The organism is Pseudomonas sp. R76 (assembly GCF_009834565.1).
Lineage (GTDB): Bacteria > Pseudomonadota > Gammaproteobacteria > Pseudomonadales > Pseudomonadaceae > Aquipseudomonas.
In genome coordinates, this window is sequence record NZ_CP019428.1 from 5,729,686 (window position 1) to 5,748,441 (window position 18,756).

Annotated in this window: 7 protein-coding genes, 2 tRNA genes and 3 rRNA genes; all 12 read right to left on the reverse strand. The window is 58.5% G+C overall.

Going from position 1 to position 18,756, the window contains the following annotated elements:
• Positions 1–4: 4 nt before the first annotated feature.
• Complete coding sequence (locus tag PspR76_RS25940) at positions 5–1,267, reverse strand: diguanylate cyclase domain-containing protein (protein WP_159959874.1); 1,263 nt, start codon at positions 1,265–1,267, stop codon at positions 5–7.
• Entirely contained in the window at positions 1,264–1,830 is a 567-nt protein-coding gene (locus PspR76_RS25945) for a YfiR family protein (protein ID WP_159959876.1), read from the reverse strand. Before PspR76_RS25945 ends, PspR76_RS25940 begins: the two co-directional genes overlap by 4 nt.
• A 142-nt stretch (positions 1,831–1,972) precedes the next feature.
• On the reverse strand, positions 1,973–4,042 hold the full coding sequence (recD, locus tag PspR76_RS25950) for an exodeoxyribonuclease V subunit alpha (protein WP_159959877.1): 2,070 nt from the start codon (positions 4,040–4,042) through the stop codon (positions 1,973–1,975).
• Entirely contained in the window at positions 4,039–7,710 is a 3,672-nt protein-coding gene (recB, locus tag PspR76_RS25955; RefSeq protein WP_159959879.1) for an exodeoxyribonuclease V subunit beta, read from the reverse strand. The genes recD and recB overlap by 4 nt, the downstream gene beginning before the upstream one ends.
• Entirely contained in the window at positions 7,707–11,156 is a 3,450-nt protein-coding gene (gene recC, locus PspR76_RS25960) for an exodeoxyribonuclease V subunit gamma (protein ID WP_159959881.1), read from the reverse strand. Before recC ends, recB begins: the two co-directional genes overlap by 4 nt.
• A 168-nt stretch (positions 11,157–11,324) precedes the next feature.
• Positions 11,325–11,440, reverse strand: a 5S ribosomal RNA gene (gene rrf, locus PspR76_RS25965).
• A gap of 151 nt (positions 11,441–11,591) precedes the next feature.
• Positions 11,592–14,483: ribosomal RNA gene (locus PspR76_RS25970) — 23S ribosomal RNA — on the reverse strand.
• A 249-nt stretch (positions 14,484–14,732) separates the two neighbouring features.
• Positions 14,733–14,808, reverse strand: a tRNA-Ala gene (locus PspR76_RS25975).
• 30 nt (positions 14,809–14,838) lie between these two features.
• Positions 14,839–14,915 (reverse strand) — tRNA-Ile (locus PspR76_RS25980).
• 82 nt (positions 14,916–14,997) lie between these two features.
• A 16S ribosomal RNA gene (locus PspR76_RS25985) occupies positions 14,998–16,534 on the reverse strand.
• Together the 16S, 23S and 5S rRNA genes with 2 tRNA genes alongside form the textbook arrangement of a ribosomal RNA operon.
• A 545-nt stretch (positions 16,535–17,079) precedes the next feature.
• Positions 17,080–17,700: a protein-methionine-sulfoxide reductase heme-binding subunit MsrQ gene (msrQ, locus tag PspR76_RS25995; RefSeq protein WP_159959883.1), complete on the reverse strand. Its 621-nt coding sequence runs from the start codon at positions 17,698–17,700 to the stop codon at positions 17,080–17,082.
• Entirely contained in the window at positions 17,700–18,713 is a 1,014-nt protein-coding gene (gene msrP, locus PspR76_RS26000) for a protein-methionine-sulfoxide reductase catalytic subunit MsrP (RefSeq protein WP_159959885.1), read from the reverse strand. The genes msrQ and msrP overlap by 1 nt, the downstream gene beginning before the upstream one ends.
• Positions 18,714–18,756 lie beyond the last annotated feature (43 nt).

An 18,756-nucleotide genomic window follows, 5' to 3' on the forward strand; every position in this document is an offset into this window, starting at 1 on the left:
GGGATCAACTCCTGTGGTTAACATTTGCGGCGGTGGGCTCCGATTCCGCCGTTTGCTGGCCGCCCTGGGACAAACGTTTGGCCTGGTACATCGCCGCGTCGGCGGCATTGAGCAAGGTGCCGGGGGTGGCGCCATGATCGGGATAAACGGCAATGCCGATACTGAGGGAGGTCAACACCTGGGTGTTGCCGGGCAGTGGGATCGGCTTGTCCATGCTGGCGATAATCTTGTCGGCGATGCGCTGGGCGTCGTCGAGTTTGTGCAACGGCGCCAGCAGCACTGCGAACTCATCACCGCCCAGGCGCGCCACCAGGTCATCTTCACGCAATTGCGCGCGCACGCGCTCGGCGACGGCGACCAGCACGGCATCCCCGGCGGCGTGGCCGAAGTTGTCGTTGATGTCTTTGAAGCGGTCGCTGTCGAGGAACAGCACGGCCACGCGCTCGTTGACCTTGGCGGCACTGCGCAAGGCACGGATCAGCCGGCCTTCGAAAAATGCGCGGTTGGGCAGGCCGGTCAAACTGTCGTGGCTGGCTTGGTGGGCGAGGGTCTCGTTTTCACTTTGCAGGTGGCTTTGCCAGGCCTCCATCTCACCCAGCAGGGCATTGAAGTCACTGCCGAGGCTGTCGAGTTCGGCGATCTGCGCCGGAGGCACGCGCCGGTCAAAGTCGCGCTCGCTGCGGGCGGCATGGGCCACGGCGGCGAGGCTTTGCAGCGGTCGGGTGATGCCCAGCAACAAACGCCGCGCCAAATACAACGCCACCCAGGCACTGAGGGCGGTACAAATCACGATGCCAGCCAGACCGCTGAGCAGAAAACGCAGCAGGCTACCGCCATGGCCGACCACATGAATGCTGCCCACAGTCTGCCCTTGATGCACGATCGGCTGGCTGATGGGCTGTTCGAGCAAGGCATGCGCCAGCGCCAGTTCGACCTTGGAGAGCATCCCGGTTTCTGGCCGCACCCATTGCGCCAGCAACTTGCCATTGGCGTCGAACACTTCGGCCTGGGCCACCTCTTCGGTGGAGGCGATCAGGCTGAGGGCTTCGGTAGCGGCCGCGCTGTCGTTAAACACCACCGCCGCTTCCACGGTGTAGTTGATGGAGCGCGCGATCAGGTGCAGGTTGTGCTCGGCATACACGCGCAGCGCCAGCACACCGAGCAGGGTCAGCGACACGCTGGCCAGGGTCACGGCGACCAACGCCAAAATCAAATGCCCACGGCCGATGACCGAACGCAGAGTCGGCCGCGCTTTCACGGCTTTCATGACGCGGGCGCTCGACGGCGGGACAGCTGCAACACGCTGGGGTGAATACGCACGCCACTGCGGGCAACCGAGTCCAGGTTGACCTCGAACGACACTTGCTCATCGCCCACGCGCAGGCAAAACAGGCTGCCCACGGTGCATTGGTCGCCACCTTCGCTGATGCTCAACACCGGGTGGCCGATCAGCGAAGTAAACAGCCGGGCGCGTTCGTCTGCGCTGAGTTTGCCGATGTACACGGCGTCGCAGGCACTGACAATGTCGGGATGGTCGGCCAACAGGCGCTGCACCACTACCGGACGGCCGGTCGCCTGGGTGGTGCCTTTGACCAGGTCGTCGGTGTATTGGGTCGGCCCGACGATGCACAAACGCAGTTGCGCAGGCTCCACCGGCCAACGTGCGTAACTGAGGATGCCGAGTACGACTTGGGTGACCGCTTGGGCGCGTTGGTCAGCCGGGCTGGGCGCCTGGGCAAATGCTCGTGGGGCGAGCAGGCACACGAGCGCCACCAGTAACATGTGTCTCCAGCTCAAACTGCGCTCTGTGGGCGAGACAGCCACGTTCATGCAGCGATTCTCTTCAGGTATTTTCGAGGTGATGCCGCAACGATAGCACAGCGGCGGAAAGCCCCACGAAGCCGGTGCTTCGCGGAGTCCGCTATTTTTTCAGAAAATTCAGACGACTGAATCAGAAATATTTCATGACCTATCAGTCAGTTTTTTCATCCTGGGCGTCCAGCTCCAGCATCAACCCGCTCAAGCGCTTGACCTTGCGTCGCACGGCTTCTTCGAACACGCCGCCACGCGGCTCAATCAGGCTGAACCAACGCTTGGCGCGGGTGATGCCGGTGTAGATCAGTTCTTTGGTCAGCACCGGGTTAAGTGCATCCGGCAGGATCAGCGCGGTGTGGGTAAATTCCGAGCCCTGGGATTTGTGCACGGTCATGGCGTACACGGTTTCCACATCGTTCAGACGGCTAGGCAATACAAAACGCACGCCGCCTTGGCCATCGTTGCGTGGGAAAGCTACGCGCAGCACGTGGGGGCCGCCGTCTGTTTCGGGCAGTTTGAGGGCGATGCCGATGTCACCGTTCATCAAACCGATGCCGTAATCGTTGCGGGTCATCAGCACCGGGCGGCCTTCGTACCATTGGTCATCGCCTTCGATCAGCCGCACTTTGCGCAAGGCGGCGGTGATGCGCAGGTTCAGGCCTTCCACGCCCCAGGGGCCTTTGCGCACCGCGCAGAGCAGTTGGAAGGCATCGAACGCCTGCAGCAGTTGTTGCGCCCAGTGGGTCCAGGCCAGGTCTTCACGGGGTGTATCGAGGGCTGGGCGCGCACTTTGCAGCAGGTTGAGGTAGTAGCGATAACCCTGGGCTTCGTCGCCCTGCCCGTCCAGCACCAGGCGCTCGAAGGCGTGGTCGTGCTCGCCCTTGAGGCTGAGGCAGAACAGGTCATCGTGGCTGCGCGCGGCGAGCAGTTTGCGCGCCTCTTCGGCGTTTTGCTGGTTGACCCAGCGCGCCAATTGGCCGATGCCGCTGCCTTCGCCAAACCGTCGCGAGTAGCGCAGCATCACCACTTGCTGGGCCAGGGGATGGCTGCCGTCGAGGTCTTCTTGCAGGCCGCTGGCGCTGAGGTCTTCACCGCTGACCGCTTGCAGCCATTGGCGCGTGGCGGGGCTGTACCAGCCGGCTTCGGCGTCGCGGCACAAGTCGCCGAGGACGGCGCCGGCTTCCACCGAGGCAAGTTGATCCTTGTCGCCCAGCAACACCAAGCGTGCGTGGGGCGGCAAGGCGTCCAGCAGGTTGGCCATCATTTCCAGGTCGATCATCGAGGCTTCGTCCACCACCAGCACATCCAGGGGCAATGGGTTGCCGATGTGATGGCGGAAGTGCCGCGTGCCCGGGCGGCTGCCCAGCAAGCGGTGAACGGTGGTGACCTCTGTGGGGATTTTTTCCCGCACGTTGTCGGGCACGGTCAACGACTGCACTTGCTGGCTAATGGATTCGGTAAGGCGTGCGGCGGCTTTACCGGTGGGCGCCGCCAGGCGGATACGCAACGGGCTGCCGGCCTCCACGGCGGGCGCCTGCAACAGCGCGAGCAGGCGCACGACGGTGGTGGTCTTGCCGGTGCCGGGGCCGCCGGTGACGATGCTGAAGGCACCGCGCGTGGCCAGGGCGCAGGCGAGTTTTTGCCAGTCGATCACGCCGTCGGGCGGTGGTTGGGTGAACAGACTATTCAGACGTTGCGGCAGGTCGGCGCCGACAGTCTCCTGAGTCGCCAGACGTAAGCGCAGAGCAGTGTCGATGCGTCGTTCATAGGTCCAGTAGCGGCGCAAGTACAGGCGTTTGCCGGACAGAACCAATGGGCGGCTTTGGGCGGCGTCGCTGCCATCGACGGCCAGCGCGACCAAGTCACTGGCGGCCAGCGCATGGCACCAATGGGTGCCGTCGAGGCCGTCGAGCAATTGCGACGGCAGCAGCATCGCGCCGGTTTGCAGGTCGCCTTCGGGTGGCAATGACAGGGCGAAATCCGGCGCCTTGAGGGTTTCGAACAGGTCGAGGCAGACGTGGCCATGGCCCAGTTGGTGGCTGGTTAACGCCGCGGCGAGCAACACCAGCGGGTCGGCCTGCGGGTCGAGCTCGTGGAGGAAGCCGACAAAGGCCTTGTCCAACGCGCGCAGCCAGCCACGGTCAACCCAGCGTTCGAGCAGTTGCACCAGGTCGGCGGCGCGGCTGAGCGGCTCTAACGCCTCAAGCGGTAACGGCGACAGGCTCATAGCAGCACTCCTTGTTCCCAGGCGGGCTCAACCTTGGGCGGTATGGGTTTGCCCTGGAACAACAGGTCCAAGCCTTCGATCAGCTCCCGTGGTGGCCGGGTGAAATACGCGCCTTTGCTCACCGATTGAGTGCCGCGCAGGAAAACGTAGAGCGCGCCGCCGACGTGGCGGTCGTAGTCGTAATCCGGCAGGCGTGCCTTCAACTGGCGGTGCAGGGCCAGCAGGTAAAGTACGTATTGCAGGTCGTACCGATGCTCGAGGATCGACTGTTCCATGGCATCCGAGGTGTAGGCCGAATCGTCGGGTCCGAGCCAATTGGATTTGTAGTCGGCCACGTAGTAGCGGCCGTCGTGTTCGAAGGTCAGGTCGATAAAGCCTTTGAACATGCCATTGAGCAACACCGGTTCGGCGGCGACACGGGACACACCGTTGTGGGTGTACTGGCACACCAGCTTGTCGAGGGCGAGCACGTCGACTTTGTGGCTGGCGAACCAGAACTCCATTTCGATCTGGTACTGCTGCAGGCTGCTCAGGGTGACCTGATCGTTATCCACTGGCAGCGGCGTTTGCAGCAGGTGGCCGAGCCAACCGCTCAGGGTAACGATCCAGCCTTCCCAGTTGCGCCGGTTACAGCGCGCGCCCACGGCTTTTTCGATGGCCTCGGGGCTGACGTTGAAGCCCTCCTCGCCCGCCCATTCCAGCAGGCCATGGAGGAAGGTGCCGGGGTTAGGGCCACGTGGGAAACGGTGAATGTCACCGCCGGACGCCGCCACTTCGCGCGGTGCGTCAGGGTCGAGACGTTCGTCGTCGAACAGCTTCTGGGCCTGCGGGCTTTCCGGCGCTTCAAGACTTGCGGCGCTCATGCTCTCGCCGATGCGCAATGCGCTGTAGGAGGCGATCCACCAGTTTTCGGCGGCCTTGCGCTTGGGCAGCAACGGCGCGAGCAAGGTGGCTTCGTTGCGGGGCGGGTGGAACTGGATATCTTGCGCGTCGGGCACCTGGCCGTAATGGATGGCGGCGCAGCCTTCTTGCAAATCCAGCAGCCAGCGCGCCAGGCCGGCAGATTCGCCCAGCGATGCACCCGCGCCAAGCAAATAGCCCAGGGCTGACAGGTGCAACACGGAGCTGCTGTTGTTGCCGCGCTTGAGGTCGGCAACGCCGAGCCAGCAGGCGTGTTTGGCGCGCGTGAGGGCGACGTAGAACAAGCGCAGGTCTTCGGCCAGGCGTTCATCGTCAGCTTGGGCAATCAACTCGGCGGTGGGCCGCAGGCTGACTTGGGATTTGCCCTGTTCGTCGTGGTAATGCAGCGGCAAACGGCTGCCGTCCACCGGTTTGGCTGAGCAGATGAAAGGCAGGAAGACCAGGTCGTATTCGAGGCCTTTGGATTTGTGGATGGTCACGACTTTGACCAATTGCTCATCGCTTTCCAGACGCAGGATCTGTTCTTCACCGGCCTGCCCCGACAGCGCGAGGTGTTCAGCCAGATGACGAATCAGCGCTTGCTCGCCGTCCAGCTCCGACGCGGCCTGTTGCAACAATTCGCTGAGGTGCAGCAGGTTGGTCAGCACACGTTCGCCATCGCTGCGCGCGATCAGGGTTTGCGGCAGTTTGAAGTCATGCAGCAAGCGCCGCAGCATTGGCAGCACGCCTTGGGTACGCCAGATCGCGCGGTAGCCACGGAACTGCATCACGCGGGTTTCCCACGCCAGTTCGTCCTGATTCAGACGCTCCAGTTCCGCCAACGACAGGTTCAAGGTGACGCAGGCCAGGGCGGCGCGCAGTGGGCGCTCGACGTCCGGCTCGGCGCAGGCCTTGAGCCAGGCCAACAGGTCGTGGGCTTCCTGGGCGGCGAAGACCGAGTCTTTGTCCGACAGGTACACGCTGCGCACACCACGGGCGGCCAACTCGGCGCGCACGGCTTGGGCTTCCTTGCCGTCGCGCACCAGGATGGCGATGTCTGAGGGCAGCACACCTTTTAAGTTGTGATCTTTTACGAAGCCGGCCGTACCTTGCTGTCCGCCATTGAGCAACTCGACGATTTGCGTGGCGCAGGCGGCGGCGAGTTGCTGGCGATACACCGCATTGGAAATCGGCTGGTCGGTGGGTAAGTGCCAGAGGTTCATTGCCGGCAGTGTTTGACCGTCGACCTGCAATTGCTCTTTGCGACCTTGAGACAGCACCGAGTGGAACGGCACCGGGTTGTCGCCATTCGGCTCGCGGAACAGGAAGGCGCCACGGCCGGTTTCTGCGCGTTGGAACACGTGGTTGACCGCCTCGACCATCGCGTGGCTGGAGCGGAAGTTGGTGCCCAAGGTGTGGTGGCGGCCGGTGGTGGACTGACGGGCGCGCAGGTAGGTGTAGATGTCGGCGCCGCGAAAGGCGTAGATCGCCTGCTTGGGGTCGCCGATCAGGAACAGGCCGCTGTCGAGGTGGTTTTCTTCGATGCGGTAGATGCTGTCGAAGATGCTGTATTGCACCGGGTCGGTGTCCTGGAATTCGTCGATCAACGCCACCGGGAACTGCTCGCGAATCACACTGGCAAGGCGCTCGCCGCCTTCGGCTTGGAGGGCGGCATTGAGGCGGATCAGCATGTCGTCGAAGCCCATTTCGGCGCGACGACGTTTTTCTTCTTCGAAGCGTTTACCCACCCAACCGGCGGCGTGTTGCAACACGGCGGCGTCGGGAGTGGGCAAGGCGTCGAGGCAGGCTTTGAGGCTGGCCATGGCGTCGATGCCAGGGTGGCGCGGCGGCTCGCCCTTCCAGGCTTCGGCCATGCCGTCGGGCGTCAGGCGCGTGAAGCCGGTGCCGATGTCGAGTTGTTCGAGGGTTTCGTCAGCGGCCCAGGCGCTGATCTTTTCGAACCAGGGTTCGAAGTACCGCGCTTGCATCTTGCGGCCGTCGACGGCTTTGGCAGCCACGGCTTGCAGGCAGATATCGCGCAGTTCGGCGGCCCATTGTTGCCAGGGCGCCTTGAGGGTGACCAAGGCTTCGCGGCGCTCTTGCAGGCAGGCATTGATCAGCTCGGCCGGCTCGCGCGTTTCGCCGGTCGGCCGTTCGCTGCCGAACAACGCACGCACACGCGGCATCAGCGCGGCGGGGCCGCTCCAGTTTTTGCGCACCCAGTTGAGCGCATCATCGTGCATCGGGTAGCAAAACAGCCGCCAGTAGTCGCGCAGCACTTCGCCGAGCAGGTCGCTGTGATCGGTTTCCAGGGTTTGGGTGAACAGGCTGCCGCTGTCGAATGCGTGTTCGCGCAGCATGCGCTGGCACCAACTGTGGATGGTCGAAACGGCAGCTTCGTCCATCCATTGGGCGGCGATATCCAGGCGATTGGCGCAGGCGGGCCACTGCTCGGGGAGGTATTCGTCGCGCAGGTGGGCGATCAGGGCATCCGGTTGTTCGATTTCATCGCGGAAAAAGCGCGCGGCTTCGGCCAGACGGATGCGGATGCGTTCGCGCAGCTCTTTAGTGGCGGCGTCGGTGAAGGTCACCACCAGGATTTGCGGCGGCAGCAATTCGCGCGCGAAGCCGGATTCATCACCGCCGTGGCCGAGCACCAGGCGCAGGTACAGGGCGGAAATGGTGAAGGTTTTACCCGTACCGGCGCTGGCTTCGATCAGTTGGCTGCCTTTGAGCGGGAAGGCCAGGGCTAAAGGTTTACTGATCATGCGCTGGCCTCCTCACTGCTGAGCGATCGCCACGGCGCGTTGAGCAATGGGCGGTACAGGGTTTCGGCCCAGCCTTCGAATTCTTCGCTGGCGATGAGCGTGGCGTAGTCGGGAAATTGCCGAGTGAGCGCCGGGGTTTCGCGACGTTCGCCATCGGTGGTCAGGCCGTCGCCTTCATAGGCTTTGCTGGCGGCGGCCTGGGCCTTGGCGGGGTCGGTTTGGCCGAGCCAGGCGAAGGCGGTTTTGACCGCCACCGGGAGTGGTTTTCGCATGCCGGTGTGCCAGGCCAGCAGCAGGTTGCCGAGGATTTCCTGGGCCGCGGATTTTTCCAGGGGAGCCAGGAGCAAGGTGTCGTCACTGGCGACCAACCCGGTGCTCAGTGGCAGGCCGCAGGCGCAGGCCACCACGTGATTGACCCAAGGGCGAATCAGGCGGTGCCACTTGCGGGTCTTGATCGAGCCGATGCTGTTGGGGATGGTGGTCACGCTGAGCAACCCGCCATCACTGCGCCGATGCAGGCCACTGATCCAGCCTTCCAGCTGAATGCCTTGATGCTCAAAACTGATCGGTTCGGCGGCTGTGTGTGGCGTGGGCCAGAGCGCCAGTAATTGGTGGTAGCGCTGCAACAGATCCGGTAATGGCTCGATCAGTTCGTTACGCAGGCACTCGCCGAAACCGACCATGGGCAGCAAGCCACTGCCTTGCAGGCGCAGGGCTTGGGCGTTGAGGGTCTGATCCACTTGGTCGGGCTGTGTCAATGCGGCGTTCAGCAGGCTGTCGCTGAGGCTGTAGCGTTGCAGCGCGTCGAGGACGAAGGGCTCTTCATCGGCCAGCGGGACTTCGGCGGCCTCGAAGAACACTTTCAGACGTTGACTGAAGAAGTGTCTGACCGGGTTGCGCAGGAAGTCCTGCAACTGGCCAAGACTCAGGGGTTCTTCCTGGTGGTGCTCCGTCAGTTCGACCTCTTGTACTTCGGTATCGCGTGGTTCGTGGAGCAGCTGCCATTCGCGGGCGTAGCTGAACAGCGGGTCGCCCTCATGGAAATAGCGCGCGCCGAAGGGCTGGAGCGGGTGTTCCTGGGTCATCGCTTCCAGCAGTTCATGTGTGTCTGCGTTATGCCAGCCGCTGGCGATATGGTCGCGCAGTTGGCCTATCAGCACAGAGGCTGGGCGGTCGCTGTTGTCGCGGATGCTGCGGCCGACCCAACTGATGTAGAGCTGGTCGCGGGCGGACAGCAGGGCTTCGAGCAGCAGGTAGCGGTCGTCTTCGCGGCGTGAACGGTCGCCGGGGCGGTAGTCGCTGCCCATCAGGTCGAAGTCCAGCGGTGGTTGCGCGCGCGGGTAGTCGCCGTCGTTCATGCCGAGCAGGCAAACCAGTTTGAACGGGATGGCGCGCATGGGCATCAGGGTGCAGAAATTGACAGCTCCGGCGAGGAAGCGCTGGGACAGTCGCCCCTGGTCCAGGCCAGCCAGCCAGGCTTCGCGGACTACGGTGAGGGGTAACTCATCTTGTAGGCCGACGGACTCACAGGTTTCCAGCCAGTCCTCTCTGAGTTGTTCGAGTTGGCCTAGGAGATAGTCGTCATGTTCACTGCTGGGCAGGAAGAACAGTTGCATCAGGCGTTGCAGGCGTTCGCCCCACTCCTGGGGTGCTGCCGGTTGGGACAGGGCCTGGTGGGCATCGTTTAAGGCATCAAGCAAGGAAACCAGCGGGCCGATCAATGCCGCGTCGAGACCGCCGATCTCGTCGTAGGGTTCGATACCGTCGCAGGCGACACCGGTGCCGACGGCGTAACCCAGCAGCATGCGGCGCAGGCCAAATCGCCAGCTGTTTTGTTCCAGCTCGTTCGGCAGACCAAGCCCTGCACGCTGTTCGGCGTTGAGGCCCCAACGGATGCCGGCGCCTTCGATCCAGCGGTGCAGTGTAGGAAGGTCGCGTTCTTTGATGGCGAAGCGCTCGCGCAAGGCGGGAACGTCGAGCAGGTCGAGGATTTCGCTGACGGGGAAGCGGCTGTCCGGGAGTTTGAGCAGGTGTTCGACGGCGATCAGTAGTGGGTCACGGCCGCGTTGGCCCTGGTCGGTGAGGGTGAACGGGATGAAACGTGGATCACCTTTTTCCAGCTGGCCAAAGACGGCGCGGATGTGCGGCGCGTAGCTGTCGACGTCAGGGACCATGACGATGATGTCGCGCGGGCGCAACGAGGGATCGGCGCTGAAGCGTTGGAGCAATTGATCGTGGAGAATTTCTACTTCGCGCTGGGCGCTGTGGGCGATGTGAAAACGGATGGAGCGGTCGTTATTGAGGTCGACGCCCGGCCACAGCTCGCGTGTTTCGTTGAGTGGGCGAAGCTCGAGGATGTCGTCCTGGAGTTGGTTGAGCAGCGTGGTCGGTTCGCTTTCGCTGAACAGGTCGATGCGACCGTCGCGGAATGCGGCCCGGTAGCTGTTGGGGTCGTCGTAACTGTCCAGCAGGCTAATGTAGTCGCGGCCTTGTTTGCCCCAGGCGGCGAGCAGCGGGTGCGCATGCTGGTGCAGGGTTTGTGGGTCGATGGTGACCGGCATACCCGCTTTACGCGCTTGGCGTTTGTACTCGTTACGCAGCAGGTCTTTATCGGCGACGATGTCGGACCAGTGATGGCGGCAAGGGTTGTGCACGCATAGCAGGACTTGGCTGAAACGTGCCAGGCCGGCGAGTGCTTCCAACGCCTGTGCAGGCAAAGAGGAAATGCCGAAAACAATCACTCGTGATGGAAGGCCTTGGGGGGCTTTTTCAAGGGTGTTGATGCGCTCGATGAACCGCTGGTGAACGCCCGCGCGGCTTTCGGCCATGCCCTCTTCACCTACATCCAATAGCAGTGCGCGCCATAGTTCGGCCTGCCAGCAGTTCGCGGGGTTTAGTGGCTTGGACTCGCCTCGGCCGTTGCGCAGTTGGTGGCGGCCAGCAGCCCAGTCTTCCAGCCAGTCGGCGCGGTAGACCTGGTATTGGTCGAACAAGTCGGCAAGGCGTTCAGCCAGCTGATAGCGTTTGCGCAGGTCGGTGTCGTGGGTGAGGAAGCGCTGCAGGGGTTCGAAGTGTGGTTGGTCGATAAGCTCTGGGAGCAGGCGCATTAGACGCCAGGTCAGTGGGGCTTTATCGAGCAGGGACTTGGGCGGGATTTCGTCACGGCCCAGCACCATGCGATAGAGCTGCCACATGAAGCTGCCAGGGAGTTGCACATCAATTGCCGCCGCGATGCCGCAGCCACCCATGTCGTCTTCTTCCGGGTCTTCGGCCAAAGCCAGCTTGAGCCATTGGGCGATACCGTTGCTTTGTACCAGTGCGATCTCGTTTTCCAAGGGAGCGAGCGGATAGCGGCGCATCCAGCTGACTACCAGGCTGCGCAGTTCATCCAGGCGGTTGCCGTGAACCACCATGAATCCAGCGCTGAGGGACGTCGCATCCGGCATAACGGCTTCCTTGGGAAAAGCAAAATCGAGGGAGCGACTTTAGCATTGAAGGCGACTGCAAGCTGCAAGCGAGGCTGTCAGGAGTGTAAGAGGCGGTCACAGAATTTTTTTCGGTCGCCCAAAACAAAACCCCTGTTTGCGTTAGCAAACAGGGGTTCTGGAATTTAATCTTGACGATGACCTACTCTCACATGGGGAAACCCCACACTACCATCGGCGATGCATCGTTTCACTACTGAGTTCGGGATGGGATCAGGTGGTTCCAATGCTCTATGGTCGTCAAGAAATTCGGGTACTGAGTCGTGACCAAGTGGTCTCGCTTCAGCAAATTGGGTATGTGATAGCTTTCGGTGTTTTGTGAACGTCGAACTTTCGGTTCATTTCGTCTTCACACACCGCAATCTGGCCTTTCGACTCAAATTGCTTGGGTGTTATATGGTCAAGCCTCACGGGCAATTAGTATTGGTTAGCTCAACGCCTCACAGCGCTTACACACCCAACCTATCAACGTCGTAGTCTTCGACGGCCCTTCAGGGAACTCAAGGTCCCAGTGAGATCTCATCTTGAGGCTAGTTTCCCGCTTAGATGCTTTCAGCGGTTATCTATTCCGAACATAGCTACCCGGCAATGCCACTGGCGTGACAACCGGAACACCAGAGGTTCGTCCACTCCGGTCCTCTCGTACTAGGAGCAGCCCCTCTCAAATCTCAAACGTCCACGGCAGATAGGGACCGAACTGTCTCACGACGTTCTAAACCCAGCTCGCGTACCACTTTAAATGGCGAACAGCCATACCCTTGGGACCGGCTTCAGCCCCAGGATGTGATGAGCCGACATCGAGGTGCCAAACACCGCCGTCGATATGAACTCTTGGGCGGTATCAGCCTGTTATCCCCGGAGTACCTTTTATCCGTTGAGCGATGGCCCTTCCATACAGAACCACCGGATCACTAAGACCTACTTTCGTACCTGCTCGACGTGTCTGTCTCGCAGTCAAGCGCGCTTTTGCCTTTATACTCTACGACCGATTTCCGACCGGTCTGAGCGCACCTTCGTACTCCTCCGTTACTCTTTAGGAGGAGACCGCCCCAGTCAAACTACCCACCATACACTGTCCTCGATCCGGATAACGGACCTGAGTTAGAACCTCAAAGTTGCCAGGGTGGTATTTCAAGGTTGGCTCCACGCAGACTGGCGTCCACGCTTCAAAGCCTCCCACCTATCCTACACAAGCAAATTCAAAGTCCAGTGCAAAGCTATAGTAAAGGTTCACGGGGTCTTTCCGTCTAGCCGCGGATACACTGCATCTTCACAGCGATTTCAATTTCACTGAGTCTCGGGTGGAGACAGCGCCGCCATCGTTACGCCATTCGTGCAGGTCGGAACTTACCCGACAAGGAATTTCGCTACCTTAGGACCGTTATAGTTACGGCCGCCGTTTACCGGGGCTTCGATCAAGAGCTTCGCGTTAGCTAACCCCATCAATTAACCTTCCGGCACCGGGCAGGCGTCACACCCTATACGTCCACTTTCGTGTTTGCAGAGTGCTGTGTTTTTAATAAACAGTCGCAGCGGCCTGGTATCTTCGACCGGCATGAGCTTACGGAGCAAGTCCTTCACCCTCACCGGCGCACCTTCTCCCGAAGTTACGGTGCCATTTTGCCTAGTTCCTTCACCCGAGTTCTCTCAAGCGCCTTGGTATTCTCTACCCAACCACCTGTGTCGGTTTGGGGTACGGTTCCTGGTTACCTGAAGCTTAGAAGCTTTTCTTGGAAGCATGGCATCAACCACTTCGTTAACTAAAAGTTAACTCGTCATCAGCTCTCGGCCTTAGAATCCCGGATTTACCTAAGATTCCAGCCTACCACCTTAAACTTGGACAACCAACGCCAAGCTGGCCTAGCCTTCTCCGTCCCTCCATCGCAATAACCAGAAGTACAGGAATATTAACCTGTTTTCCATCGACTACGCTTTTCAGCCTCGCCTTAGGGACCGACTAACCCTGCGTCGATTAACGTTGCGCAGGAAACCTTGGTCTTTCGGCGTGGGTGTTTTTCACACCCATTGTCGTTACTCATGTCAGCATTCGCACTTCTGATACCTCCAGCAAGCTTCTCAACTCACCTTCACAGGCTTACAGAACGCTCCTCTACCGCATCACTTACGTGATACCCGTAGCTTCGGTGTATGGTTTGAGCCCCGTTACATCTTCCGCGCAGGCCGACTCGACTAGTGAGCTATTACGCTTTCTTTAAAGGGTGGCTGCTTCTAAGCCAACCTCCTAGCTGTCTAAGCCTTCCCACATCGTTTCCCACTTAACCATAACTTTGGGACCTTAGCTGACGGTCTGGGTTGTTTCCCTTTTCACGACGGACGTTAGCACCCGCCGTGTGTCTCCCATGCTCGGCACTTGTAGGTATTCGGAGTTTGCATCGGTTTGGTAAGTCGGGATGACCCCCTAGCCGAAACAGTGCTCTACCCCCTACAGTGATACATGAGGCGCTACCTAAATAGCTTTCGAGGAGAACCAGCTATCTCCGAGCTTGATTAGCCTTTCACTCCGATCCACAGGTCATCCGCTAACTTTTCAACGGTAGTCGGTTCGGTCCTCCAGTTAGTGTTACCCAACCTTCAACCTGCCCATGGATAGATCGCCCGGTTTCGGGTCTATTCCCAGCGACTAGACGCCCTATTAAGACTCGCTTTCGCTACGCCTCCCCTATTCGGTTAAGCTCGCCACTGAAAATAAGTCGCTGACCCATTATACAAAAGGTACGCAGTCACAGAACAAAGTCTGCTCCCACTGCTTGTACGCATACGGTTTCAGGATCTATTTCACTCCCCTCTCCGGGGTTCTTTTCGCCTTTCCCTCACGGTACTAGTTCACTATCGGTCAGTCAGTAGTATTTAGCCTTGGAGGATGGTCCCCCCATATTCAGACAAAGTTTCTCGTGCTCCGTCCTACTCGATTTCATGACTAAGAGATTTTCGCGTACAGGGCTATCACCCACTATGGCCGCACTTTCCAGAGCGTTCCGCTAATCTCAAAGCCACTTAAGGGCTAGTCCCCGTTCGCTCGCCACTACTAAGGGAATCTCGGTTGATTTCTTTTCCTCAGGGTACTTAGATGTTTCAGTTCCCCTGGTTCGCCCCTTACACCTATGTATTCAGTGTAAGGTAACCATCTTATGATGGCTGGGTTCCCCCATTCAGACATCTCCGGATCAAAGTCTGTTTGCCGACTCCCCGAAGCTTTTCGCAGGCTACCACGTCTTTCATCGCCTCTGACTGCCAAGGCATCCACCGTATGCGCTTCTTCACTTGACCATATAACCCCAAGCAATCTGGTTATACTGTGAAGACAACATTCGCCGAAAATTCGAATTTCTCAATTAAGAGAACTCACAAATTTTACCTTAGCCTGATCCGTTACCAGTGAAAGTAACGTTCAGTCTATCTTTCTATCACATACCCAAATTTTTAAAGAACGATCTAATCAAAGACTAGAAATCAACATTCACCATCAACCTGATGGAATGCTCATTTCTAAGCTTTCAAAACTTTCAGAAGCAGTAGTGGTGGAGCCAAACGGGATCGAACCGTTGACCTCCTGCGTGCAAGGCAGGCGCTCTCCCAGCTGAGCTATGGCCCCGTATTTCTACAGGCGTTTCCCACACAAAATTGGTGGGTCTGGGCAGATTCGAACTGCCGACCTCACCCTTATCAGGGGTGCGCTCTAACCAACTGAGCTACAGACCCAATTGCGGGCTGCTTCTTATCGTCTTCTTCAATGAATCAAGCAATTCGTGTGGGAACTTATGGAGCAGCTGATGTCGTCGATTAAGGAGGTGATCCAGCCGCAGGTTCCCCTACGGCTACCTTGTTACGACTTCACCCCAGTCATGAATCACACCGTGGTAACCGTCCTCCCGAAGGTTAGACTAGCTACTTCTGGTGCAACCCACTCCCATGGTGTGACGGGCGGTGTGTACAAGGCCCGGGAACGTATTCACCGCGACATTCTGATTCGCGATTACTAGCGATTCCGACTTCACGCAGTCGAGTTGCAGACTGCGATCCGGACTACGATCGGTTTTATGGGATTAGCTCCACCTCGCGGCTTGGCAACCCTCTGTACCGACCATTGTAGCACGTGTGTAGCCCAGGCCGTAAGGGCCATGATGACTTGACGTCATCCCCACCTTCCTCCGGTTTGTCACCGGCAGTCTCCTTAGAGTGCCCACCATTACGTGCTGGTAACTAAGGACAAGGGTTGCGCTCGTTACGGGACTTAACCCAACATCTCACGACACGAGCTGACGACAGCCATGCAGCACCTGTCTCAATGTTCCCGAAGGCACCAATCTATCTCTAGAAAGTTCATTGGATGTCAAGGCCTGGTAAGGTTCTTCGCGTTGCTTCGAATTAAACCACATGCTCCACCGCTTGTGCGGGCCCCCGTCAATTCATTTGAGTTTTAACCTTGCGGCCGTACTCCCCAGGCGGTCAACTTAATGCGTTAGCTGCGCCACTAAAAGCTCAAGGCTTCCAACGGCTAGTTGACATCGTTTACGGCGTGGACTACCAGGGTATCTAATCCTGTTTGCTCCCCACGCTTTCGCACCTCAGTGTCAGTATTAGTCCAGGTGGTCGCCTTCGCCACTGGTGTTCCTTCCTATATCTACGCATTTCACCGCTACACAGGAAATTCCACCACCCTCTACCATACTCTAGTCAGTCAGTTTTGAATGCAGTTCCCAGGTTGAGCCCGGGGATTTCACATCCAACTTAACAAACCACCTACGCGCGCTTTACGCCCAGTAATTCCGATTAACGCTTGCACCCTCTGTATTACCGCGGCTGCTGGCACAGAGTTAGCCGGTGCTTATTCTGTCGGTAACGTCAAAACAATTACGTATTAGGTAACTGCCCTTCCTCCCAACTTAAAGTGCTTTACAATCCGAAGACCTTCTTCACACACGCGGCATGGCTGGATCAGGCTTTCGCCCATTGTCCAATATTCCCCACTGCTGCCTCCCGTAGGAGTCTGGACCGTGTCTCAGTTCCAGTGTGACTGATCATCCTCTCAGACCAGTTACGGATCGTCGCCTTGGTGAGCCATTACCTCACCAACTAGCTAATCCGACCTAGGCTCATCTGATAGCGCAAGGCCCGAAGGTCCCCTGCTTTCTCCCGTAGGACGTATGCGGTATTAGCGTCCGTTTCCGAACGTTATCCCCCACTACCAGGCAGATTCCTAGGCATTACTCACCCGTCCGCCGCTCTCAAGAGAAGCAAGCTTCTCTCTACCGCTCGACTTGCATGTGTTAGGCCTGCCGCCAGCGTTCAATCTGAGCCATGATCAAACTCTTCAGTTCAAACATCTTTGGGTTTTTAAGAAACCCTAAACTTGGCTCAGCAATCGTTGGTTACATCTTTGATTTCTCGCGGAGTAACTTGTGATGCTGATAATCTTGTTGACTATCAGTCTGACTCCACAAGCACCCACACGAATTGCTTGATTCAGTTGTTAAAGAGCGGTTGGTTAAGATCTTTCGTCTCAACCGAGGCGCGCATTCTACAGCAGCCTCATTTGCTGTCAAGTGATTATTTTCAGAAGTTTTCGAAGATTTCTTCAACAACTTCAACCACTTGCGCTTCCGATCTCTCGTTAGCGGGAGGCGAATTCTACAGCGTTACACGCTGCTGTCAACACCTCTTTTTCTCCGCTTTCGACCGAGAAGATCGAAACGTTAATAGAGCCAAACAACACCGCTCTACCAACTCCTTCTGGGCTTCGATGAACTGAAGCAACTCACTGTCGAATTCTGCGTAACTCTTTGTTTACCAAGGAGTTTTCCGTTTCGACTGCGCCGGAAGTGGGGCGAATTATAGACTTCCAGATTCTGCCGTCAAGCACTAATTACGCTTTTGTTGCAGAAACTGGTTTTTTCGCGATAAGGCGTGGAATCCGGCGCATTATGGGTGGAATCCGCAATACCAAAAGCAGCGCGCCTATAGATGCATAAATAGCCCACTCCTTGAGGTCGGCCCGCACAATCCACAGCATATGCAGCAAACCCAGCCCAAGAATCACATACACCAGACGATGCAGTTTCTTCCATCGGCTACCCAACCGACGCTGACTATAGCGATTGGAAGTCACCGCCAGCACCAATAAACAGAGGAAGCCCAGCGCACCCACAATAATGTAAGGCCGCTTACGCAACTCCACCCCGAATTGCGACCAATCAAGACCAAGAATAAAGACGCAGTAAGCCGCCAGGTGCAGAACCACGTATGCAAAACACCAAAGCCCCAGCTGTCGGCGGACCGCTATCCACCCCGCCCACCCGCTCAGCTTCTGCAATGGCGTCATGCCCAGCGTGATCAGCAACAGAATTAACGTCCCAAGACCCAATCGGTCCATCAACACTTTGCCAGGGTCAGGCCCAAGCACAGAACTCCACGCCTCATACAGCCAGAAAAAAGGCCATATAGCCGCCGCTATAAAAACGCCTACGCGCCAGATGGGGTAACGCATCAGTAGTTCTTCCGCAGATCGAGACCGGTATAAAGCGAGGCGACCTCATCCGAGTAGCCATTGAACATCTGCGTCTCGCGCACATTCGGGCTGAACAAACCACTCGGCAAGCGACGCTCCCGCGCCTGAGTCCAGCGTGGATGATCGACCGTAGGGTTCACGTTTGCGTAGAACCCATATTCATCCGCAGCGATACTCTGCCAGGTCGTTTTCGGTTGCTCGCTCACCAGGCTGATCCGCACAATGGATTTCACGCTCTTGAAGCCATACTTCCACGGCACCACCAGACGCAATGGCGCACCGTTCTGGTTAGGCAACTCACGGCCATACATACCTACAGCAAGGATCGCCAGCGGGTTCATCGCCTCGTCCAGACGCAGCCCTTCTATATAAGGCCAATCGATCAGACCAAAACTCGACCGCTGGCCTGGCATGCTTTTGGGGTCCTGCAGGGTTTCAAAGCGGATGTACTTGGCCTTGGAGGTCGGCTCAACTTGCTTGAGCAAGGCCGAGATAGGGAAGCCGATCCACGGAATGACCATCGACCACGCCTCGACACAGCGTAAACGGTAGATACGCTCTTCTAACTGATATGGCTTCATGAAGTCTTCGAGGGCATAACGCCCCGGTTTCCCGACTTCCCCATCAATCACCACACTCCAAGGTTCAGTCTTGAGTGAACCCGCATTCGTCGCCGGGTCGCCCTTGCCTGTACCGAACTCATAGAAGTTGTTGTAGTGGGTCGCGTCCTTGAATGGGGTGATGGCCTCGTCCTTGACGGTAACCGCCTGCCATTTCGTACTCGGCAGTTTTTCGGCAAACCAGTTCGGTGCTTTGCCCGGCTCCACGTCTGCGTAACGCGCAGCCTCCTCAGCGTTGGCCCAGCGCGGCAATGCACTGGCGGCCACGCCGGCAAGCGCACCACCGAGCAAACTACGGCGAGAAAGATAGATGGATTCAGGCGTGACATCCGATTCGTGACATTCGGACGCTTTGGGGATTTTGATTAACATAGCAACTCCGCAGCATTGGAGGACTGATGCACCAATAGACTGC

Excerpts from the sequence above, each read along its gene's own strand:
- PspR76_RS25940 (WP_159959874.1), bottom strand. The coding sequence starts at position 1,267 with ATGAAAGCCGTGAAAGCGCGGCCGACTCTGCGTTCGGTCATCGGCCGT.
- recD (WP_159959877.1), bottom strand. The coding sequence starts at position 4,042 with ATGAGCCTGTCGCCGTTACCGCTTGAGGCGTTAGAGCCGCTCAGCCGC.
- msrP (WP_159959885.1), bottom strand. The coding sequence starts at position 18,713 with ATGTTAATCAAAATCCCCAAAGCGTCCGAATGTCACGAATCGGATGTC.
- PspR76_RS25945 (WP_159959876.1), bottom strand. The coding sequence starts at position 1,830 with ATGAACGTGGCTGTCTCGCCCACAGAGCGCAGTTTGAGCTGGAGACAC.
- recC (WP_159959881.1), bottom strand. The coding sequence starts at position 11,156 with ATGCCGGATGCGACGTCCCTCAGCGCTGGATTCATGGTGGTTCACGGC.
- msrQ (WP_159959883.1), bottom strand. The coding sequence starts at position 17,700 with ATGCGTTACCCCATCTGGCGCGTAGGCGTTTTTATAGCGGCGGCTATA.
- recB (WP_159959879.1), bottom strand. The coding sequence starts at position 7,710 with ATGATCAGTAAACCTTTAGCCCTGGCCTTCCCGCTCAAAGGCAGCCAA.